The sequence below is a fragment of the Diplocloster agilis genome (genome assembly GCF_019042275.1).
In the GTDB taxonomy this organism is placed as follows: domain Bacteria; phylum Bacillota; class Clostridia; order Lachnospirales; family Lachnospiraceae; genus Diplocloster; species Diplocloster agilis.
On the sequence record NZ_JAHQCW010000034.1, the window covers coordinates 1 to 22,739 of the forward strand.

Genomic DNA, 22,739 nt, shown 5'->3' on the forward strand with positions numbered 1-22,739 from the left:
CCAGGAACACGTGATGTGTTCCCGGTTCAGAGGCTCTTGCCCGTCGGACGTGAAGTCCGCCGTGCATCCTGAACCCGGCTTTCCGATTCCACTAAGCGGTGGCTGTGCCGCCTATGCGCACCCGGGGAGAAACAAAAGAACCCGGCGGGCGGGAGCCTCCCCGGATACCGTCTCTGTCCCCAGTCTTAAACAGCGGGCATCCCCAAACTCGAGGAAGAACCGGGGAAAAGAGGATGAGCCCAGTTATTTCCCCTTGTAAACACTCGGCACCTATAATAAAATAAAAAAGTAACGCTCGAAAACACCTCGCTGGCCATTTTTCAAGCATCGCACGTAAGCGGCTAAAATCAGCCGCTAAGTGCTCATAGCGATGAATAAATATAAAGGAGAAATTTATGGATCAACAGGAAGAAAAGGGCAGGCTCATAGCGCTGCTTCCTATCGGAATATTTTTGATTATCTTTTTGGGAGTGGGCTGGCTGACCGGGGATTTTTACCGGATGCCGGCGATTGTGGGTTTTCTGATCGCTCTGGTGGTGGCCTTCTGCCAGAACCGGCGGCTTTCCTTTGCGGATAAAATACAGGTGATCTCCAAGGGAGTGGGAAATGAAAATATCGTTACCATGTGCCTGATTTTTCTGTCGGCCGGAGCTTTTTCCGGGGCCGTGACCAGAGCGGGAGGTATGGAGAGTACCGTCAATCTGGGCCTTAGCGTCCTGCCTGCCGGTATCGCAGTGGCCGGTCTCTTTTTGATCGGATGCTTTATTTCCCTGTCCATGGGGACTTCCATGGGGACCATCGCGGCCTTGACACCCATCGCGGTGGGAATCAGCGAAAAGACAGGCTTCTCTATGGCGATCTGCGTAGGAGCCGTGGTCTGCGGCGCGATGTTTGGGGACAACCTGTCGATGATATCCGATACGACCATCGCGGCGGTCAAAACCCAGGGTTGCGAGATGAAGGACAAATACAAGGCCAATTTCTTTATCGTACTGCCCGCGGCGGTGCTGACCCTGCTTTTTTTTGTCGCCATAACCTGGGGGAAAAATTATGTGCTGCCGGGGGAACATCCTTATCAGATAATCCGTGTACTTCCTTATCTTGGAGTGCTGGCCGGAGCGCTGCTGGGCGTAAACGTATTTGTCGTGCTGCTGTTCGGCACGGTTTTTTCACTGGTGGTGGGAGTTGGAACCGGCGCTTTTGCTGTCTCTGAAATATTTACGGTAATCGGGGAAGGCGTGACCGGGATGTATGATATTACCGTGATTTCCCTGATCGTCGCCTGCATTGTATCATTAGTGAGGGAATACGGGGGAATTCAGTGTATCATACAGTTTATTAAGAAGCGGATTCGGGGAAAGAAAGGCGGAGAGCTGGGAATCGCTGCGCTGGCGGCCCTGGTCGATCTGTGCACCGCCAATAATACGGTGGCTATCGTGATCGCCGGGCCGATTGCGAAGGAAATCAGCGACGTGTATGAGATTACGCCTAAGCGTTCGGCATCCCTGCTAGATATCTTTACATCGGTCTGCCAGGGCCTGATTCCTTATGGAGCGCAGCTGCTTCAAGCCTCCAGCCTGTCGGGGCTCACCCCATTTGAAATCATGCCTTATCTGGTCTATCCGATATTGATGGCGATCAGCGCGTTATTTTTTATTATACTGAGAAAAAGTGATAAAAACCCGGCCAAGAGCGGATAATACGGCGTCAGTCCCTATGGTAGAAGCTGCGGTAGGTTTCCAGCGACTTAAGGTAATTTCGCACATCTACGGATTCATTCGGTTTGTGGCAAAGCTGCGGATCTCCAGGGCCGTAGAGAAGTACGGGGCAGCCGGTGAACTGCCGGAGTAAAATGGAAGCGTCCGTAAAATAGCTGATGCCGGAATATTCCACCGGCAGTCCCTGACTGCGCAGTATTTCCTCAAACTGGCTCAGCCGCCGGTCCTCTTTCGGGATCTCGATCCCCATCCGTTCGTTTTGAAGCTCTATGTCAAATGTAACCTTTCCGCCCAGCTTTTGCGTATATTCCGCACAGAGCCGGCGCAGATGGTGGAGCGCCATATCCCGGGTGAGGGCGGGAACTATTCGGATATCGGCAAGAAACCGGGCGTGATCCGGCGTCATATTCGGCGCGATCCCGCCTTCGGCCATGGTGACCTGCATCGTGGATGCCCCCAGGATCTCATGGTAAAAGGAATTGATATAGCATTTTAATTCCCGCAGCACTTCGAAGCCGCCTTCCAGGGCATTGCCGCCTTCTTCCGGGTTGGCGCCGTGGCTGGTTTTTCCGTTTACAGACAGAGAGAGCCACAGACATCCTTTTTGGGCGATACCGAGCCTGCAGCCGGTAGGCTCTCCAATCAGCAAAAAGGAAGGATGCTCTTCCCGGGCGATGGAAAGAAAGGATTCCGCTCCAAGGCCGCCCTTCTCCTCATCACAGGTTCCGAGAAAAAGAATCGTGTCATCGGGAACGACATGATTTTCCGCCATTTTGGCGCATACATAGGCCATGGCTGCCAGACCGCTTTTCATGTCGCTGGCTCCCCGCGCGTAGATCCGGTTTCCAAGCCTTATGGGAAGCGAAGGATCGGTGTCCCACTCATCCAGTTTCCCCCAGGGGACCGTATCCAGATGACCGTTCCAGATGACTGTCTGATCCGATTTCCCCGGAATCCTTCCAATGACATTGGCATGCCGGTCATCGATGGGCTGAAGTGTGGCCGCGATCCCATGGGAGTTAAGATATGTACACAGATACTCAGCCATGGCGCGTTCGCCGTCTGTGCCATTTACACTGGGGACAGACAGTACCCCGGTTAAAAATTGAAGCGCATCCTCCTGATTCAGATTGTTCATAGATCCACCTCCTGGATGATTGATAATCCGAAGCTTATTTATATTCCGTTGCTTAAGCGAAAACGCCGCACACAGAACATCCGGCCGGTACCCAACCCGGCCGTTGTTTCTGTAAGCGGCGTACTTTTATTCCATAGAAAGTGCGCCTATGGAATAAAAATTCTTTTCTGTATATCAGAGCTCTTTCCCGCGGAAAATAATCTTTTTTGTTTCCAGCGTATTTTCATCCAGCAGCACAATATTGGCGTACTTCCCGACGCTGATACTGCCGTACCGGTCATAGATGCCAATGGATTTGGCGGGATTCACCGCAGCGCATTTTACCGCGGAGGCCAGAGGAATCCCCATCTTCTGAACAGCGGTGCGCATGCAGTCCATCAGGTTCGTGGCAGAACCTGCGATAGTTCCGTCGCATTCCAGGGTAGCCCGGTTTCCCACCACATGCACGGCCTGGCCGCCAAGGGAATATTCCCCGTCTTTTAGGCCGGTGGCTTCCATGCTGTCGCTGATCAGGATGACCCGGTCGTCCCCGAACATCTTAAAGGTAGTCCGAACCACCGCCGGGTGGATATGGATACCGTCACAGATAAGCTCCGCCTCGCAATGAGGATCATCCACCGCCGCGCCGATTACGCCCGGCGCCCGGTGGGTAAATGAGGGCATGGCGTTATAAAGATGAGTGATATGGCTGGCGCCCCGCCGGAGCGCTTCGGCGGCCGTGTTAAAATCAGCCGTAGTATGGGCGATGGATAAGACCACCTCCCCTTTAAGCGCCGAGATGAAATCCATAGCGCCCTCTTCCTCCGGGGCCAGGTCTACCAGTTTGATCAGACCGTTGGCTTCCTTTTGAAGCCGGCGGAACATTTCGGTATCCGGTTTATGAATGTATTTCGGATTCTGAGCCCCTTTTTTCGCCAGGGAAATGAACGGCCCTTCCATATTGATCCCAACCAGATCCGCGCCCTTTTGCCCGTTGACATGAGCGGCCGCGGCGCGGCAGATTCCGGTCAGGGTTTCCTCGTCGTAGGTCATGGTCGCGGGACAGATGGAGGTGATACCGTTGGCCAGCTGATAATCCGCGATGGTTTGGATCGCTTCCTGCGTTCCGTTGCAGAAATCCTGCCCCATGCATCCGTGAAAATGTATATCGGTCAGGCCCGGAATCGCGATGCAGCCCGCCGCGTCGATACACACATCATCGCCGGAAGAATGGGAGATGTATTCTTTGCTGATACAGATCTCCTTCTCTTCAAAGGCGCAGTCCTCTGTGAATACTTTTGCATTTATAATTTTCATAGTTTTCTCCAAGCGTGGTTTTTTGCCTGTTAATTGATTTTCGACAGTGCGGCTTCATCGCCCACCAGCGTAACATCCGGGTGGAACTGCAGGATGGATGCCGGAACCTGAGGCGTAACCGGACCGAAGAAAGCTTTCTGCACGATATCGGCCTTGGCCTCCCCGTTAACGACAACCAGGATCTTACGGGCGCCCATAATCGTCTGAATTCCCATAGTATAAGCCTGGCGGGGAACGTCGTCGGCAGAAGCGAAGAAGCGCTTGTTCGCCTCGATGGTGCTCTCGGTCAGGTCCACACAGTGTGTTCCTTTCGCGAAGGAATCCGCCGGCTCATTGAAGCCGATATGTCCGTTGTGGCCCAGACCCAGCAGCTGCAGATCCACGCCGCCAAGCGCCCGGATTACTTCGTCATAACGGGCACATTCAGCTGCGCTGTCGGCAACGGTCCCGTCCGGGATATTCGTGTTTTCTTCTTTTACATTAATGGATTTGAATAAATTCTGATGCATGAAATAGTAATAGCTCTGGTCATTCTCTCTGGTCAGCCCTTTGTATTCATCCAGGTTGGCGGTTCTTACCTGAGAAAAATCCAGGTCTCCCTGCTGATATCCCTGAATCAGCTGCTGGTACAGGCCGATCGGCGTTGAACCGGTGGCCAGCCCCAGGACGCAGTCCGGTTTCATAATAACCTGAGCGGCGATGAGATTAGCCGCTTTACGGCTCATTTCCAGATAATCTTTTGCTTTCAGAATTCGCATAATGGAAATCCCCCTTTAGGATAATTGTTGTACATATACTCTATTTATATTCCTTATAAATGTATCAAACCACAGGAAAAAAAGCAATCGCAAAGGAGGAGAAAAAATGAATCCTGCAAAAAAAGTGGATGATTGGCTAAGGGCAGTGGAGTATTAAATTTTTTATTGCCATTTGGGGGAAAGCTGACTATACTTATAGAGATGAATTTAGGAAGTGGATAATGAAATTAGAAATAATGAATTCAGACATAATGAATTTAGAGATGATGTATTCAAAAATGACGAATTCAAAAATGCAGGAACGGATGGAGGGTAAGCGGATGGATAAACCTGTGTTGGTGATTATGGCGGCGGGTATGGGCAGCCGGTACGGCGGATTAAAACAGATCGATCCGGTGGACCGGGAAGGCCATATTATTATGGATTTTTCGGTATATGATGCGGTTCGCGCCGGCTTTAAAAAGGTTATATTTATTATTAAGAGGGAAAATGAAGAGGTTTTCCGGGAAGTGATCGGCAACCGGCTGGAAGAGTACGTGGAAGTGGAGTATGCGTATCAGGAGCTTGGGGATCTGCCGGACGGATATCAGGCGCCGGAGGGAAGGGTGAAACCATGGGGGACCGCGCATGCGGTATTTAGCTGCCGGGATCTGATCAAGGGGCCTTTCGCCGTGATTAACGCGGATGATTATTATGGGCCTAAGGCGTTTCAGATGATCTATGATTTTCTGGTGAGTCATGAGGATGGCCAAAAGTACAGTTACGCCATGGTGGGCTATGTGCTGGAGAACACCCTGACGGAAAATGGTTCCGTGGCCCGCGGCGTATGTGAAATCAGTGAGGACAGCCACCTGGTGAGTGTGACGGAGCGGACGAAGATTCAGAAAATAGAGGGAGAAACCGCGTATTCGGAGGATAATGGAGCCACCTGGATACCGCTGCCTGCGGACAGTACGGTTTCTATGAACCTGTGGGGATTTACCGAAAGTTTTCTGGATGAGATCCGGAAAGGCTTTGATGATTTCCTGAAGGAAGGGCTTTCGAGCCAGCCGCTGAAATGTGAATATTATCTGCCGGCGGTAGTCACGAGGCTTTTGCAGGAGGAAAAGGCGGTGGTTACCGTGCTGCGCTCAGAGGATAAATGGTACGGAGTGACATATAAGGAAGACAAGGCAATGGTGGAACAGGCGATTCAGTCCTTTAAGGATCAGGGGAGATATCCCCGGAATCTGTGGACGGAAAGGTAAAGGTGACAGGATGTCTATTTTAGTTACGGGAGGCGCCGGATATATCGGCAGCCATACATGTGTGGAGCTTTTAAATGCGGGCTATGAAGTGGTGGTAGTGGATAACCTGTGCAATTCTAGTGAAGAGTCTTTAAAACGGGTGGAAGAGATCACCGGTAAGACGCTTAAGTTCTACCGGGCGGATCTATTGGACCGGGATGCTATGGAAGAAATTTTTGAAGATGAGCGGATCGATTCGGTCATCCATTTTGCAGGACTGAAAGCGGTGGGCGAATCCGTCCAAAAACCGCTGGAATATTATTATAACAATGTCACAGGGACACTGGTTTTATGTGATGTGATGAGAAAACATGGCGTAAAGGACATCGTATTCAGCTCGTCGGCCACGGTCTACGGGAATCCCCACACGGTCCCGATCCGGGAAGATTTCCCGCTGAGCGTCACGAATCCCTATGGCCGTACGAAGCTTATGCTGGAAGAGATCCTGCAGGATCTTCATGTGGCGGATTCGGAGTGGAATGTTATCCTGCTCCGTTACTTTAATCCCATCGGCGCCCATAAAAGCGGCCGGATCGGAGAGAATCCGAAGGGCATTCCCAATAATCTGATGCCCTATATTACGCAGGTGGCAATCGGAAAATTGACCCGTCTCGGTGTGTTCGGAAACGATTATGATACGCCTGACGGTACGGGAGTCCGGGACTATATCCATGTGGTGGATCTGGCCAATGGACACGTGAAGGCTATCGAGAAGCTGAAAAGTAAAGAGGGCGTGTCGATCTATAATCTGGGTACCGGCAACGGCTACAGCGTCCTGGATATGGTGAAGGCTTTTGAAAAAGCGTCAGGCCGGGAGATCCCTTACGAGATTAAGCCCAGGCGGGCGGGAGATATCGCCGCCTGTTATGCGGATCCGTCCAAGGCAAAAGCAGAGCTTGGCTGGGAAGCCCAATACGGATTAGAAGAAATGTGCGAGGATTCCTGGAGATGGCAGTCCCAGAACCCGGAAGGATATAGGGAGTAAGCAGACGGTAGTACTGCAACACTGGAGGAAAATATGAAAGTATCTCGAAAATGTAAGACCCTGTGGAAAGCGATGAAGATGGAGCTTCGGGAGCATAGAAGCTCATTTATCGTATTTGTAATATTAAGGGCATTGGTCATCCTCATGATGATCCTGCAGCTGTTCAACCATAACTATGAAAATGTATTCCTGTGTGTCCTGACGTTGCTGCTTCTTATGGTTCCCAGCTTTGTGCAGATCAATCTGAAAATCGAGCTGCCCACGACTCTGGAAATTATCATACTGCTCTTCATTTTCTCAGCGGAGATTCTCGGAGAGATCGGGGCCTATTATATCAAATACCCTTTTTGGGATACCCTGCTTCATACGCTGAACGGCTTTCTGGCCGCAGCTATCGGGTTTTCTATGGTGGATATTCTGAACCGGAACGAGCGCTTCTCCTTCCAGCTTTCCCCGGTATTCATGGCTATTGTGGCCTTCAGTTTTTCCATGACCATCGGGGTGATCTGGGAATTTTTCGAGTGCGGCATGGATATGTTCTTCGGCATGGATATGCAGAAAGACACGATCATACATACGGTCAATTCCGTCATGCTGGACCCGGCCGGGGGCAACCACCCCACGGCAATTCACAATATACGTGAGGTAGTCATAGACGGTCAGCCTCTGGGCCTTGGCGGCTATCTGGACATCGGCCTTCTGGATACTATGAAAGACCTGTTCGTAAACTTTATTGGAGCTGTTGTCTTTTCCGTCTTTGGCTTCCTCTATGTAAAAAATCGCGGAAAAGGGAAGCTGGTGGGACGTTTTGTTCCCAGCGTAAAGAAACAGGAAGCGGATTTCCTGCATATCGCGGAGGTAGAAGAACTGGCCGCAGAGGAACGGAAACTGGGCTTTGGGGGAAAAGAAATGACAACGGATGAGGTGGAAGCGACATCCGGTGTAGTGGAGCAGGCAGTGGCAGAACAGGCGGCAACTGAACAGGAAGTAAAAGGACAGGATGAAATGGGACAGGCTGCGGGAGTGGCAGAACGGGATGATCGCAGGTAGAAAAAGGGATAAAATAATTGTGCCTAAATGGAATTTTATAGGGAACGTAAGAAGCCGCAAAAACAATATGTTTTGCGGCTTTTTGTGTTACGGCCGACGTCGTTTACTGCCGAGGCAGCAGGTTTGATTTCTTTGTGGGAGGTGGCGGATACCTATTTTTATCATTTAAACGAAATATCCACATAACGGGAGGTCACGGCCTCAAAGTTCATTAAAGCCCATAAGTTATACATTGCCCGTTTAATGCATTCCCCAAGTCTTCTACCACAGCGTAAAAGTGGTCATTTTGGTGCATTTTAGTAGCCACCGTATGGCTAAGGTTGTAGAAGCAGAATTTCAACAAAATACGATAAAACGTCTATTTATACGATAGTCGGTCAAATTAATTAACAGAATGCGAAGCTGTGATGTCATTTGATTTGATGTTATGGGATACTTTGCATAATCCTTATTTACCCCCTCGAATTCGAGGGGGTTCTGCATTTACTTTATCTCCGAAACGTTAGGCTGAAGCGACAGCCGCAATCGGTATTTATTCCAGATGGATTCAGCCAGTATAGTCGTACACAAGCCTATAATTGGTTGAGGAAGATTCGATGTCAATTGTATGACTGTGAAAGTGGACGGGAAGGTATAAAGATTATTGAATTTTTCCGAAGCGCCATTAGATGTTTAACCAGTGAGATAATCGGATTACTTTAGTGCAAGCCGCGTCATTCAGACATATATGCTTGGCGGGTGATAGAGTATTAATTGGGTAGAGATTGTATATAATACATTCAAGGTAAACAAAATAAAAAGAGAATGTATGTGAATGGTCAACAAAATATTGACCAAAATAAATCCTAGTGCTATAATAATAATTAAAGGAGGATGATTTCATGTACGCAATGGATTTTGCTCAAGTAGGAGCTAACATACAAAATAAATTATCAGAAAAGGAAATGACTCAGCAGAGTTTGGCGGATGCCCTTGGCATATCAAAACAGGTTATGAATAAAATTATTAAAGGCAGCAAGGCGATCAATGTGAATGAACTTGCAAGAATAGCGGATATATTAAACACATCTACAGATGCATTACTTACAGTAGGAACCGAACCGGCAACTGTCGAAAGCTTAAGCTTTATGGGCGCAGTTGATGATGAGGTAACACGAGAACGCGTGAACTTAATCAGAGCAGCAGTTGATGAGATTCATATGCTGGAGGAATTATTGGATGACTAACGATTTAAATGAATTTGAAATAAATGAAATAATGAGTCGCGCAATGGAAAAGCTAGGTTTGTGTAGAAAAGGAAACGATATTATAGGAACACAGATTTTTTCAATCCTTAGATTGTATGCTAGAGTGATCTATTATCCACTGGGAAAACATGCACCTTGGGGATTCACTAGAATCAGCGGGTCTAAAAATGATGCTTCTTTGGAAAAACCGTTTGTTGCACTAAATTCTTCTATTCCATTAGACTGCCAGGTGTTTGCTGCGGCACATGAATTGTACCATATTTGGTACGAACAAAATCCGGATATATTACCTTCTGATTTGTTAAATGATCAGAATAAAAAGACAAGTGAGAAAAAGGCAAATAGATTTGCAGCAGAATTTCTCATGGATAAAATGTTATTGAAGCAGGAGATTGAGTTATATAATATTAAGAAGTTTACGATAAAAAGCATATTGCAATTGGCAGAATTATTCACGGTTCCATACAGAACAATGGTAAAGCGGCTGAGAGAAATAGGGGCTATTGGGGAATCTGACTTGAATAATTTTTTGGCAGAATCAGAAGATTCAATCGAAAAATATAAAAAGAGATATGCTATAGCTTCTCAGAAATCCGATAATCGCATTGTAATGGATAATCTGGTTGAGTTAGCAGTTAATGCATATGAGGCTGGATACATTACTTTTGAAAAATTAGAATATTTGCTTGGAATCTGTAAGCTGAAGCCGGAGGATTTGAGCATTGAAAAGAAATCGACCTATGAATTTCCTTCTGATGACGAATTAGATAGTATCATGGAGGAATAAGTATGTTTGATAAAATAATTGTGGATGCAGATTTGTGTATTAAGCTTGGAGGAAGTAATAAATATAAATATTTGCATGATGTACTTCCAATGATCTCGGAGGAGATTTATATGCATACACATGTATATGGGGAAGTAATGATGCCTGCAAGTGCAGTGAGCCAGTTAAAAGACCTGATTACAGAAGGTAAAGTGTTTCTTGTAAATGAAAGTGGATTGGATAGTAAGGTTCGGGCCACGTATGATGCTGCATACTCTAATCTTTATAAGGTAATGATAGATCCGACAAGATCAAACAAAAATAAAGGTGAGATGTGTTCACTCGCATATGCAAAAGCAACAGGAATTCCTATATTTGCTACAGATGAAAAAGATCTTCAACCTATTATTGATAAGCAGTTAAATACCGGGATGGATGACATAACCTGTATCAGAATTGTAGACATAATTTTGAAGGCTAAAGAAGGAGAAATTGCAGTACCAAGAAAAATTGCAAAGGCACTTTGGGTAATTGCCGGAAAAAGGAAAGAAATATTTGATAACGAGATTTGGCCGGTAACAGTTGATTAGTACATACGAATTAAAAAAAGACTTTCATTCGATCTGGAGTGAAGGTCTTTTATATGGCAAAATTGAGAATGAAGAGTATAAAAAAGAGGAAAGAAAGCCAATACCTACAACTGAGAATTGTTATAAAGAAGGAAGGCAATCACAGGAAACAGAATGTGAGAGCAATATTTCAAAATAATGTGGCAAATATCCGTAATGTATTTTCTGAGCATACTATTATAATTAACAGCAAAGCAGCTAAAGTCCAAAGCTAAGCATTTCTGTAACTCAGGGCCTGTCCACCACAGAACGCTGCTTAAAAAAGAGCAAGAAACAGATATTGAATAATCTGGAAAGAGGGCGGAAGTAAGATGTTGAAAAAAATGGATCTTTCAGGAACTTTTGAATTTGCTATGGGAAAGAATCACTATATTTTGAAGATGGATCAGGAGGAATTCCACCCCGGTCAGAAATATGGTGATAAAAAAAAGGAGGACCGCCTGTTTGTTGACGAGCCGTTACCGGACATATTAGCCGATCAAATTGAACTGCCTTCCACAACGGAAATGAGCGGGAAAGGGGAAATCCTGGTCAACAGCAAAGAGACCTTGCACTTAAGCCGGTTGCGTCCATTTACCGGAAAATGCTATTACAAGAAGTCGGTTAGAATTCCAAAGTCCTGGGAGGGAAAAGGAATCCGGCTGACACTGGAGCGGACGAAATATACAAGGGTGTTCTGGGACCGCGCGCTGGTATCCGGTTCCCATGAATTTTTGATCCCCCAGGAGCATTTGCTCAGCAGGGCCTGTGCAGCAGGAGAGCATGAATTGTTCATAGAGGTGGACAACCACCTGGCGCCCTACCCGGATTTCCCGGAAGAATTGTATGAAGGACACCAGTTTTCAGAGCATACGCAGACAAATTGGAACGGGATCTTGGGCAATATTTATCTGGAAGCCCTGGAATCCGCATGGTTCACAGAATTTTATAAGAAATCAGACCAGAATGGCGAACTGTGTATTAGTGCTGGGATAAGCAGTGAAAGTGCCGCAAAGGTGGAGTTCAGGATAACTGCCAACATCCCTAAGGCATATACCAAAGAAGTTAACACCAAAGAACGATGCGCCGAGCAGTTAAGTACACAAAACGCACAGGTTAAAGAGACGTATTTTACGGAAGTACGTTTTCAAGAAATATTATCTGAGGGCCAAAATAGAAAAGAATTTACCATAAAACTTCCCAATAAACTTCGCTGCTGGGATGAATTCTCGCCAAACCTGTATGAGATCACGGTGGAAATGAGACGGGACGGGATGCTTTTGGATACAAAGAAACTCCGCACCGGACACCGGACAATTAAGCGGCAGGGAAAAACGATTCTCCTAAACGGAAACCCGGTATTCCTGCGCGGAAATATCGACTGTGCCATATTTCCCAAGACCGGAGCGGCGCCTATGGAAAAAAGCAGCTGGGAGCGTCTGTTTCGGATTCTCAGGGACTATGGGATGAACCATTGCAGATTTCACAGCTGGTGTCCCCCGGAGGAAGCGTTTGAGGCAGCGGACGAGAGGGGAATCTATCTGCAGGTGGAACTGTCCTGCTTTGCCGCAGAACTTAACAGGGATAAGGAGAGAGCTCTTGAAGGCTGCCTGTACCGCTATCTGGAGAACCAGGGCCAAACGGTTCTAAAAGCCTATGGCAGCCACCCGTCTTTCCTGATCTTTGCGGTTGGAAATGAGATGAACGGGGAACTGGCTGCGTTTGAACAGCTGATTCGCGGATACCGGGAAGTCCGGGACGATCTGCTTTTTACCCAGGGGGCCAATAATTTTCTTGAAACACCGGTGTGCAGCAGGGAGGATGATCTGTGGGTAATCATGCGGACAGCCCAGGCCGGAGGGAATATCCGGGCCTCCTTCTCCCACAATGACCTGCCGCTTGGCCATATTCAGGGAAAAGAACGGCAGAATACCATGCATACATATGAGGAGCCTCTTAGAGCGTCCGGGTTACCCTTGCTATCTCATGAAGTGGGGCAATATCAGGTATTCCCCGATCTGAACGAGGGGGATTCCTATCAGGGTACCGCTATCATGACGGCGCTTAACGTTTATCGGGACGATCTTGAGAAAACCGGGCTGCTTGACCAGGCGGAACCTTTTCGCCAGGCTTGCGCCAAGCTTGTATGGCGCTGCTACAAAGAGGATATAGAGGCAATCTTAAGAACGCCCGGGATGAGCGGCTTCCAACTGCTGTCCCTGCAGGATTTCCCGGGTCAGGGCACCGCATTGATCGGTATGTTTAACAGCCTTTGGCAGGAAAAGGGTATTTTGCCTTCTGAACGTTGGAGGGAGTTTTGTAATGACACGGTAGTGATGGCAAAAATGCCCTCTTATGTATATCGAACGGGGGACAGGATTCCGGTTACCGTTGTCGTATGTCATTATGGAAGAGAAGATATCTGCGGCGATGTCCGGGTTCGCATCAGGGGAGCTTCGGCTGCTTTGGAACAGTTTCTGCCGTGCCATACCGTGAAACGCGGCGAAACGGTGGAACTGGGAACCCTCTCATTCGATACCTCCGGAATAGATAAGCCGGAACAGGTATGTCTGGAGCTTGCGTATGCGGGACGGCAGAATCATTATGATCTGTGGATCTATCCGCCCGGTAGGATCGAACCTCACGATTGTGTGATACACAGATGGGATCAGGAGGCGGCCAGGCGGCTGGAACAGGGAGAGACGCTTGTATTATTCAGCGCAGATCTGGAAAATTCCGTGGAAATGGGATTTGCTCCGGATTTCTGGTGCTATCCCATGTTCCGGCAGGCTACGGATCAAAAGGGACTGCCTCCGGCTCCGGGAACTATGGGCCTTTTGATCGATGAGAGACATCCGGCGCTGGCGCAGTTTCCCACAGAATATTTTTCCAACTGGCAGTGGCAGCCTGTGGCCGTACGGTCCCGGCCGGTATGTATAACGGATTCACAGGCGCCTGTCCATATGATTGTGCAGGGCATCGACCATGTATCCAGAAATAACCGGCTTGGACTCTTATTTGAAGTCATGCTCAGGCACGGCCGCCTGATCGTGTGCACCTGCGAACCGGAAAAATATCCGGACATTCCGGAGATGTGCCAGTTATATCAGAGCATACTTGATTATGCGCTAAATGAGGGATAAGAAAGACGGAAGCGGAAATAAACAAGGTGGAATCAACGATAGGCAGGACAGAAGCAGGAACGAGCAGTGCGAAACCAGGATCAAGAAGGACGGAAATAGGAACAAGAAATAGAGAAAGAAGAATTAGATAGACGAAAATGTAATGTGAATTTTGCGGCAGAGCGGTGAATTCGTATAGAAAATGCACGTATTTGCCCGAAAAACTCTGATTATCTCAAAAAAGCCCGGAAATACGGGCATTTCACGGGATATGAGAACTGAATTTACTACTCATTTACTACATTCGGATTGAGCCTTGACACGCTGCTTTCTCCCGTGAAGTACCCCCTACCCAAATAGGACACATCAAAAATTGAATACGACACCGCAAGAAGCGGCGTTCTCTTTTCCCTGCGGGGAAATAAGGGACGCTGCTTTTTTTGCGCCTAAAACCAGAAAGGAGGCGACCGCCTATGTACTTCACATCCGGCGACGACCGGGCCTTTGAACAGCTCATGCAGGAGAGGCCGGGCGCAGACCACTTTGACAACGGCGAGGCCGGAGCGCCGGAGGATTGCGGCACCTGCCGCTTTTACCGCCCGTACTGGAAGTATCAGTTTTGCGTCTACGCAGAATGTCCCTACCAGCCGGGCAAGCTCACCGCCCTTGACGGCGCGGCGAAATTCCAAGTGAAAGGAGTTGACGACGAAATGGCAGTTTTTCGCGTGGAGAAAAACCGGGGCTACACGGTCATGTCGAACCACCACCTGCGGAACAAAGACCTATCCCTAAAGGCCAAGGGCCTGCTGTCGCAAATGCTGTCCTTGCCGGAGGACTGGGACTTTACCCTAAAGGGCCTATCCCTTATCAACCGGGAACAGATCGACGCTATCCGGGCGGCTGTCTGGGAGCTGGAACAGGCCGGGTATATCGTCCGTTCCCGTGAGCGCGACGGGCAGGGGCGGCTTCGCGGCGCGGACTATCTTATTTACGAGCAGCCCCAGCCAGTGCCGGATTCCCCTACGTTGGAAAATCCAATGTTGGAAAAACCAACACAGGAAAAGCCTACGCAGGGAAAACCAATGCAATTAAATAAAGATAGACAAATAAAAGAACCATTAACTACGGATGGATTAAATACCGATTCCATTCCTATCCTTTCCCCTCCCTCTCCTTTAGAGGACGGGGCGGCAGAGCCGCCGGAACGGAATGGAAAGGAAGCGGCGACACAGAGCGCCGTAGCGATTTATCGGGAAATCATCATGGACAATATCGAGTATTCCCATCTGGTACAGAACACCCGGCTTGACCGGGAGCTGTTGGACGAGATCGTGGACTTGCTTGTGGAAACCGTATGCAGCGCCAGAAAGACCATCCGCGTTGCCGGGGACGATTACCCCGCCGAGCTGGTAAAGGCCAAGCTGATGAAGCTGAACAGTTCCCATATCGAGTTTGTCTTTGACTGTATCAGCAAGAACACTACGGAAATTCGCAACATCAAGAAGTACCTGCTGGCGGCGCTGTTCAATGCGCCAAGCACAATCAGCGGTTACTATACGGCGCTGGTGGCCCACGATATGAACACCGGCAAAATCTGAAAGGAGGACGGCCCTATGAAACAGGGTGCATTGATTTTTGACGAACAGACAGACCGCTACGACATCCGCTTTGATTTGGCGGACTACTACGGCGGCCTGCACTGTGGGGAAACCCTTGACGTGATGGTGGGCGGCAGGTGGAGGCCGACCCGCATTGAAATGGCGGAGAAATGGTATCTTGTCGGCATACGCGCCGACGACCTCTCCGGCCTGCGGGTACGGATTTAAGCCGCGCCGCCTGCCTGCTTGACTTCCAAAGGAGGGATGGCAGTTGCAGGAAGAAGTCGATCAGAAAACCATAGCGTTAGCAATCAAGACCGGCAAGCTCACCGGCCAAGCGCTGCAAGCGGCCATGAAGAAGTATCTGGAAGCCCGGAAAAAGGGCAAGGCCAGACTTCCCCACGGCCAGCAGAGCTTGCGGAAGCTCAAACGGGACGGTTCCGCGCTGTCCAATATCGAAATCACCGAGGCCAACATCGGCCTGTTTAAGCCCTGCGCCAAGAAATACGACCTTGATTTTAGCCTGCGGAAAGACAATACCACCCATCCGCCCCGCTATATCGTGATTTTTAAGACCAAGCAGGCGGACAATCTGGAACAGGCGTTCAAGGAGTTCACAGCCAAGAAGCTAAACCGGGAGGAACGGCCCTCCATCCGAAAGACCCTATCCGCCATGAAACAAAAGGCTGCGGCCAAAGAGAAACAGCGGGCCAAGGAGAAAGTCAAGGAAAGGGGGCTGTCGCTGTGAAGCCAGAAGTAAAAAAACTGATAATTGCCAACCTGCCCTATCTCCTGTTTGTCTATCTGTTCGGCAAGCTGGGGCAGGCATACCGGCTGGCGTCCGGGGCGGATATTTCGGAAAAGCTGCTGCACTTCCTCGACGGGTTTTCAGCGGCCTTTGAGAGCGCCGCCCCCAGCTTCCACGGCTTTGACCTGCTAATCGGCGTGACCGGTGCGGCGCTGCTGCGGCTGATGGTGTACCTGAAAGGCAAGAACGCCAAGAAATACCGGCGCGGGGTAGAGTATGGCAGCGCCCGTTGGGGCGGCCCCAAAGATATAGCCCCGTACATCGACCCCGTGTTTGATAACAATATCCTGCTGACACAGACGGAACGCCTCACCATGAACAACCGGCCCAAAGACCCCAAGACGGCCAGAAACAAAAACGTGCTGGTGATCGGCGGCTCCGGCAGCGGCAAGACGCGATTTTTTGTGAAGCCCAGTGCGCCCGTAAGGGCGGTATAAATCCTACCTTGAGCAAGTAGTAGGTAAAAGTATCAAGCGGCATTGTGCCGCAACCTATCATTCCCCGTCTTACCCCAAAAGGGAAACCGGAGGGCGACCATAGCATGACGGAGGACACGGGGCGCTGAAGCCTCAGAAGCGCCGGCGTGACGGAATGAAAATCCACGTATGAGGATGGAAGCTAGACTGCTTGAATGACAGCCTGAAATCGGGACCAAGAGCGTACCCCTGACGTAGAGAGGTTGTACTCGTCAGTGTTCCTGACAGTCGCATTGTTTGGCTATGCGGCTGCTGATACTCGGAGCAGGTTCAGCCACGGGAAAGTGGAAAAAGGCGAACGTCACATACCGACAACGTGGAACGCTTGTTTATACCGTACTAAACGGGGATTGCCTAAAGTGAAATGCCGAAAGGCTATGAAAACGCTGAAATGCGGGGTTCTGAATATTCACCATGGCAACAGAGTTCCCATAGTAGTCTGCGGACGGGAAAGCCGTCTACATGGCAAAGGGGAACAGTGAATCATTTTCAAAACAGAAAGGATGGTGTGTGAGACACTATGAGAAATCCGATTCATGTCTTGAAAAGCCTTGAAGAAAAGGCAAGTGTAAGTAACTACAAATATGAAAGATTATATCGCAACCTATACAATCCAGAGTTCTATCTCCTTGCATATGCGAACATTGCGAAATCGCAGGGGAGCATGACGCAGGGGGTAGACGGGCAGACGCTGGACAACATGAGCCTGCCGAGAATTAACCGGATTATTGAATCCATACGCAACAGGACATATCAGCCAAAGCCTGCAAAAAGAAAGTACATTCCTAAAAAGAACGGGAAACTTCGCCCGTTGGGAATCACTTCTACTGATGATAAGTTAGTGCAGGAAGTGGTCAGAATGATTCTTGAAGCAATCTATGAGCCGACATTCAGCAACAATTCACACGGTTTCAGACCAAAAAGAAGCTGTCACACGGCACTTACGCAAGTGAAGAAAAACTTCACAGGTGTTACATGGATTGTCGAGGGAGACATTAAGGCGTGCTTTGATAACTTCGACCATCATGTGTTGGTTGAATTACTGCGGAAAAGGATTTCAGACGAGGCTTTTATCGGTCTAATCTGGAAGTTCCTGAAAGCCGGATATATGGAACAATGGCAGTACAACTGCACCTACTCCGGTGTTCCGCAGGGCAGCGGTATCAGTCCGATATGTGCAAACATCTACCTCAGCGAACTGGACAACTATATGCAGGAATACAAAGAAAAGTATGATTGCGAGCCAGAACGCAGAAGGACGACCAGAGAATACGAGCGGGCGTCCCGGAGATACAGAAAGGCACGTAAAGCGTTAATGGGCGCAGAAAAATCAACTCCTGAACTGGTAAAAGAATTTAAGGATTCCAGAAGGAAGAAGATGAATCAGCACTATTACAATCCGTTTGAGGAAGGCTTCAAGAAAATCCAGTACAACCGTTACGCCGATGATTTTGTAATCGGCGTTATCGGCTCCAAAAAGGACGCAGAAAAAATCAAGGAAGATGTAAAAATCTTTCTCCAAGAAAAACTGCATTTGGAAATGTCCGAGGAAAAGACGAAAGTCACCCATTCCAGTAAGCCGGTACGCTATCTGGGGTACGATTTCAAAGTAATCCATTCCAAGAACATGAAGCGTTGTAAAAACGGCGACATGAAACGGGTGTGGTATGGAAAAGTATTCCTGTATATGCCGAAAGAAAAATGGATTAAAAAAGCGATGGAACGGGGAGCGATACAGGTGAAACGCAACAATGACACAGGCAAAGAAATGTGGCGGCCTATGCCAAGGAAAGACCTGATGAACCGCAGCGACGCAGAGATTGTGTCTACTTTCAATTCCGAAATTCGAGGGTTATATAACTTCTATCGGATAGCAGAAAACGTAGGCGCATTGCACAAGTATTACTACATGGTGCGGTACAGCATGTTAAAAACTCTGGCAGGAAAGCACAGAACGAATGTCAGTGTTATTAAGAAGCGGCACATGGTAAACGGAGTACTGAGAATCCCATACGATACAACTAAGGGACGTAAATACTGCGAATTTTACCATGATGGATTCAGAAAGCACAGCGACGGCTATGACAATGTGGCAGACGTTATGCCGAGTTATAGGAAATATGACAGCAGGCACACGATAGTAAACCGCATAAAAGCCGGAGTATGCGAGATTTGCGGGGAACATGCAGACTATTTATGTATGCACCACGTAAGAACGCTGAAATCGCTGAAAGGCAGGGATATATTTGAGCAGAAAATGCTGAAAATGAGAAGAAAATCTCTGGCTCTCTGCCCTGACTGCTTTGAACTCTTACACGAAACCAAAGAATCAAGGTGATTCATGGAAAGCCGGATACGCTGAGAGGTGTACGTCCGGTTTGGGAGGCGGCTCCCTGAAACCTACTGATGAAAGTCAGCAAGGCGCAGGGTGCCTACCTCATACCTCATGCAGTGCGTGTCCAAGGACTATCCGACCTCTTTTGTTATCACTGACCCCAAAGGCGGCCTGATCGGGGAGGTGGGCCAGCTCCTTGTGCGAAGCGGCTACCGGGTGAAAGTGCTAAATACCATCAACTTTTCCAAGAGTATGCGGTATAACCCGTTCCGCTATATCCACAGCGAAAAGGACATCTTGAAGCTGGTAAACACGCTGATCTGCAACACCAAGGGGGAGGGCGAAAAGAGCGCCGAGGATTTTTGGGTGAAGTCGGAACGGCTTTTGTACTCCGCCCTCATTGGCTATATCTGGTATGAAGCGCCGGACGATGAAATGAATTTCACGACGCTGCTTGAAATGATTAACGCCAGTGAAGCCCGCGAGGACGACCCGGAATTTCAATCGCCGGTTGACCTGATGTTTGAACGGCTGGAAGAAAAAGACCCGGAACACTTTGCCGTGCGCCAATACCGTAAATTCCTGTTATCCGCCGGCAAGACCCGTTCCTCGATTCTGATTAGCTGCGGAGCCAGATTAGCGCCCTTCGACATCCGGGAAGTGCGGGAGCTGATGGAGGACGACGAGTTGGAGCTTGACACCATCGGGGATGAAAAAACGGCCCTGTTCCTCATTATGAGCGACACGGACACGACCTTTAATTTCATTCTGGCTATGGTGCAGAGCCAGCTTATCAACCTTTTGTGCGACCGGGCGGATGATAAATACGGCGGGCGGCTGCCCGTCCATGTACGGCTGATTTTGGACGAGTTCGCCAACATCGGCCAGATACCAAATTTTGACAAGCTGATTGCCACCATCCGAAGCCGGGAAATCTCGGCTTCTATCATTTTACAAAGCCAATCGCAGCTAAAGGCCATTTACAAGGACGCGGCGGAAATCATTTCCGACAACTGCGATTGTACGCTTTTCCTTAGTGGCAGAGGCAAGAACGCCAAGGAGATCGCGGACGTGCTGGGGAAAGAAACCATTGATAGCTACAACCAGAGCGAGAACCGGGGCGCGCAGACCTCCCATGGATTGAATTATCAGAAGTTAGGAAAGGAGTTGATGAGCCAGGACGAAATCGCAACGATGGACGGAGGCAAGTGTATTTTGCAGGTACGCGGCGTGAGGCCGTTTTTCTCGGAGAAGTACGACATTACCCGCCACCCCCGCTATAAGTACCTCTCGGACGCCGATAAAAAGAACACCTTTGACGTGGACAGATACTTGTCGTCCATGCGCCGCAAAAAGCGGCGTGTGGTATCGGAGGATGAAGCCTTTGAGCTTTACGACATTGACCTGTCGGACGAAGATTCCGCCGACCAGTAAGGCGGCTGGCAAAGAAAGGAGCCTGACCTATGAAACACTCGGACGAAATTACATTTGCGGATTGCTTCAAGTCGATAGAGAACGTCTATCGCGCCATTTTTTCTGTTGCCGTCATGTGCCGGTGGATAGCGGAACACAACACCGTCCCCACCGACGCGGAGGCCGTACAGATGGAAATGGAAATCAACCGGCAAGTGTGTGACGCATGGGCGGAAATCTATGTGACTGCCCTGCGGGAATGGCTGGGCGGCCAATAACTCCGGGCCGCCTGCGGATTGTGACGCTGTTGCCGGGAAATGACCGGCAGCTTTTTTTGAAACCAAACAACATCACAATCTGAATGTATGGAGGTAATTTATGGATTTTTTCAATTCTGCTGTTGACGTTTTACAGACTATCGTTGTGGGCCTCGGCGGTGCGCTTTGCGTGTGGGGAGGTGTCAATCTTTTGGAGGGGTACGGGCAGGACAACCCGGCCTCCAAAAGCCAAGGGGTCAAGCAGTTAGTCGCGGGCGGCGGCGTGGCGCTGATCGGCGTTACCCTTGTTCCGCTGCTCTCCGGGCTGCTGGGATAACCGGCCCAATGCCAACCGCTAACCTTAGAATCGCCCCCGCGCCCTCCCTCTTTTTGGGAGGGCGCGGGAAAGGAGGTGTACCCACATGATCGGTGATTTGATTGGGGAATGGATAAAAGGAATCCTGATTGACGGTATCATGGGGAACCTGTCAGGGCTGTTTAACACCGTGAATACCAAAGTCGGGGAAATCGCGTCGGACGTGGGGAGTACCCCGCAGGACTGGAACGGCGGTATTTTTTCTATGCTGCAATCCCTGTCGGAAACGGTAATCGTCCCTATCGCGGCGGCCATTCTCGCCCTTGTGATGTGCTATGAGCTGATTGAAATGATTGTAGAAAAGAACAATATGCACGATTTTGACAGCTCCATGTTTTTCCGCTGGATGTTCAAGAGCGCCTTTGCCATCCTCATTGTGACGAACACATGGAATATCGTCATGGGCGTGTTCGACGCCACGCAACAAGTCGTCAACCAGAGCGCCGGGGTAATCATCGGGGAAACCAGCATTGACTTTGACACGCTGCTGCCTGATCTGGAAAGCCGCCTTGACGCGATGGACATTGGGCCGCTGCTCGGCCTGTGGTTCCAGACCCTTGTGGTGGGGCTGACGATGAACATTCTTTCCATCTGCATTTTCCTTGTGACCTACGGGAGAATGATTGAAATATACGCTGTGACCGCGCTGGGGCCTATCCCCCTTGCCACGCTGGGAAACGCGGAGTGGCGCGGCGTCGGCCAGAACTATTTGAAATCCCTGCTGGCGCTGGGCTTCCAAGCCTTTCTCATTATGGTGGTTGTCGGGATTTATGCGGTGCTGATTCAGGAGATCGGCACGGCGGACGACATTTCCGGCGCGATATGGGGCTGTATGGGCTATACCGTTTTGCTTTGCTTCTGTCTGTTCAAGACCGGCAGCATATCGAAAGCCGTATTTACTGCACACTGACAGACAGGAGGAACACCAACCATAGAGGAAACACAAAAGAAAACCTACAACATCATTTACGCCGACCCGCCGTGGCGCTATGAACGGAAAGCGGTACAGGGGGCGGCGGAAAAGCACTATCCCACGATGGGGATTGACGAGCTGTGCGCCCTGCCAGTGGAAACGCTGGCTGACCGGGACTGCCTGCTGTTTTTGTGGGCCACATTCCCGCAGCTTCCAGAGGCGTTGCGGCTGATTAAGGCGTGGGGCTTCACATTCAAGACCGTGGCCTTTGTCTGGCTGAAATTAAACCGCAAAAGCCCCACATGGTTTTACGGGCTGGGCTACTGGACAAGGGGAAACGCGGAAATCTGCCTGCTTGCCAAGCGGGGCCAGCCGAAGCGCCATTCTAAAAGCGTCCATCAGTTTATCATTTCCCCCATTGAGGAACACAGCAAGAAACCAGACATTACCCGCGAGAAAATCATAGAGCTGGCGGGCGACCTGCCTCGCGTGGAACTGTTCGCAAGACAGAAAACCCCCGGCTGGGAGGTGTGGGGCAACGAAGTGGACAGCGACGTTTCACTGTCCGTATCAGAAACGAGGTGATATT

General features: G+C 49.4%; 19 protein-coding genes and 2 pseudogenes. 18 read left to right on the forward strand and 3 right to left on the reverse strand.

The genetic code is table 11. The features are described from left to right. The first annotated feature begins 395 nt into the window (after positions 1 to 395). Positions 396 to 1,700 (forward strand): Na+/H+ antiporter NhaC family protein, encoded by a 1,305-nt coding sequence (locus KTH89_RS17680; protein ID WP_238722575.1) that lies wholly within the window; start codon positions 396 to 398, stop codon positions 1,698 to 1,700. Positions 1,701 to 1,707: 7 nt separating this feature from the next. Here KTH89_RS17680 and KTH89_RS17685 read toward each other — a convergent pair whose 3' ends face one another. The 3 genes from KTH89_RS17685 to nagB form a co-directional block, all read right to left on the reverse strand. After that, positions 1,708 to 2,856 (reverse strand): M20 family metallopeptidase, encoded by a 1,149-nt coding sequence (locus tag KTH89_RS17685; RefSeq protein ID WP_238722576.1) that lies wholly within the window; start codon positions 2,854 to 2,856, stop codon positions 1,708 to 1,710. 174 nt (positions 2,857 to 3,030) lie between these two features. Next, a complete protein-coding gene (gene nagA, locus KTH89_RS17690) occupies positions 3,031 to 4,152 on the reverse strand; it encodes an N-acetylglucosamine-6-phosphate deacetylase (protein WP_238722577.1) in 1,122 nt (373 codons plus the stop codon). A 29-nt stretch (positions 4,153 to 4,181) separates the two neighbouring features. Beyond that, on the reverse strand, positions 4,182 to 4,910 hold the full coding sequence (gene nagB, locus KTH89_RS17695; protein ID WP_238722578.1) for a glucosamine-6-phosphate deaminase: 729 nt from the start codon (positions 4,908 to 4,910) through the stop codon (positions 4,182 to 4,184). A gap of 320 nt (positions 4,911 to 5,230) precedes the next feature. Here nagB and KTH89_RS17700 point away from each other — a divergent pair, with 320 nt between their 5' ends. The 17 genes and pseudogenes from KTH89_RS17700 (at position 5,231) to KTH89_RS17780 (ending at position 22,735) form a co-directional block, all read left to right on the forward strand. Beyond that, positions 5,231 to 6,157, forward strand: coding sequence for a nucleotidyltransferase family protein (locus KTH89_RS17700; protein ID WP_158348741.1), 927 nt, complete (start codon positions 5,231 to 5,233; stop codon positions 6,155 to 6,157). A gap of 10 nt (positions 6,158 to 6,167) precedes the next feature. Further along, entirely contained in the window at positions 6,168 to 7,181 is a 1,014-nt protein-coding gene (galE, locus tag KTH89_RS17705) for a UDP-glucose 4-epimerase GalE (protein WP_238722579.1), read from the forward strand. 33 nt (positions 7,182 to 7,214) lie between these two features. Next, positions 7,215 to 8,231: a hypothetical protein gene (locus KTH89_RS17710; protein WP_238722580.1), complete on the forward strand. Its 1,017-nt coding sequence runs from the start codon at positions 7,215 to 7,217 to the stop codon at positions 8,229 to 8,231. A gap of 881 nt (positions 8,232 to 9,112) precedes the next feature. Continuing rightward, the gene (locus KTH89_RS17715; protein WP_238722581.1) at positions 9,113 to 9,457 is read left to right on the forward strand and encodes a helix-turn-helix domain-containing protein; all 345 of its coding nucleotides are present in this window, start codon (positions 9,113 to 9,115) and stop codon (positions 9,455 to 9,457) included. Then, on the forward strand, positions 9,450 to 10,265 hold the full coding sequence (locus KTH89_RS17720) for an ImmA/IrrE family metallo-endopeptidase (RefSeq protein ID WP_238722582.1): 816 nt from the start codon (positions 9,450 to 9,452) through the stop codon (positions 10,263 to 10,265). The genes KTH89_RS17715 and KTH89_RS17720 overlap by 8 nt, the downstream gene beginning before the upstream one ends. Positions 10,266 to 10,267: 2 nt before the next feature. Continuing rightward, the gene (locus tag KTH89_RS17725; protein WP_238722583.1) at positions 10,268 to 10,834 is read left to right on the forward strand and encodes a hypothetical protein; all 567 of its coding nucleotides are present in this window, start codon (positions 10,268 to 10,270) and stop codon (positions 10,832 to 10,834) included. A gap of 350 nt (positions 10,835 to 11,184) precedes the next feature. Continuing rightward, the gene (locus KTH89_RS17730; protein WP_238722584.1) at positions 11,185 to 13,995 is read left to right on the forward strand and encodes a glycoside hydrolase family 2 protein; all 2,811 of its coding nucleotides are present in this window, start codon (positions 11,185 to 11,187) and stop codon (positions 13,993 to 13,995) included. Between the two features lie 689 nt (positions 13,996 to 14,684). Next, positions 14,685 to 15,572 carry a DUF6017 domain-containing protein gene (locus KTH89_RS17735; RefSeq protein ID WP_270629536.1) on the forward strand — a complete coding sequence of 296 codons (888 nt, stop codon included), beginning with the start codon at positions 14,685 to 14,687 and terminating at the stop codon, positions 15,570 to 15,572. A 15-nt stretch (positions 15,573 to 15,587) separates the two neighbouring features. Beyond that, entirely contained in the window at positions 15,588 to 15,800 is a 213-nt protein-coding gene (locus tag KTH89_RS17740) for a DUF5348 domain-containing protein (RefSeq protein WP_129878401.1), read from the forward strand. 43 nt (positions 15,801 to 15,843) lie between these two features. Beyond that, positions 15,844 to 16,320, forward strand: a complete 477-nt coding sequence (locus tag KTH89_RS17745) for a PcfB family protein (protein WP_117441073.1) — start codon at positions 15,844 to 15,846, stop codon at positions 16,318 to 16,320. After that, a pseudogene (locus tag KTH89_RS17750) lies at positions 16,317 to 16,796 on the forward strand (VirD4-like conjugal transfer protein, CD1115 family); the annotation flags it as partial. The gene KTH89_RS17745 and the pseudogene KTH89_RS17750, both read left to right, overlap by 4 nt. Positions 16,797 to 17,376: 580 nt before the next feature. Continuing rightward, on the forward strand, positions 17,377 to 19,194 hold the full coding sequence (locus KTH89_RS17755) for a reverse transcriptase domain-containing protein (RefSeq protein ID WP_003504504.1): 1,818 nt from the start codon (positions 17,377 to 17,379) through the stop codon (positions 19,192 to 19,194). Between the two features lie 105 nt (positions 19,195 to 19,299). Continuing rightward, positions 19,300 to 20,625 (forward strand): annotated as a pseudogene (locus KTH89_RS17760) (VirD4-like conjugal transfer protein, CD1115 family); the annotation flags it as partial. A gap of 29 nt (positions 20,626 to 20,654) precedes the next feature. After that, the gene (locus KTH89_RS17765) at positions 20,655 to 20,882 is read left to right on the forward strand and encodes a hypothetical protein (RefSeq protein ID WP_003505006.1); all 228 of its coding nucleotides are present in this window, start codon (positions 20,655 to 20,657) and stop codon (positions 20,880 to 20,882) included. 100 nt (positions 20,883 to 20,982) lie between these two features. Further along, on the forward strand, positions 20,983 to 21,198 hold the full coding sequence (locus tag KTH89_RS17770) for a Maff2 family mobile element protein (protein ID WP_003505007.1): 216 nt from the start codon (positions 20,983 to 20,985) through the stop codon (positions 21,196 to 21,198). A gap of 85 nt (positions 21,199 to 21,283) precedes the next feature. Continuing rightward, positions 21,284 to 22,147 carry a VirB6/TrbL-like conjugal transfer protein, CD1112 family gene (locus KTH89_RS17775; RefSeq protein ID WP_003505008.1) on the forward strand — a complete coding sequence of 288 codons (864 nt, stop codon included), beginning with the start codon at positions 21,284 to 21,286 and terminating at the stop codon, positions 22,145 to 22,147. 21 nt (positions 22,148 to 22,168) lie between these two features. Further along, positions 22,169 to 22,735: an MT-A70 family methyltransferase gene (locus tag KTH89_RS17780; RefSeq protein WP_081459767.1), complete on the forward strand. Its 567-nt coding sequence runs from the start codon at positions 22,169 to 22,171 to the stop codon at positions 22,733 to 22,735. Positions 22,736 to 22,739 lie beyond the last annotated feature (4 nt).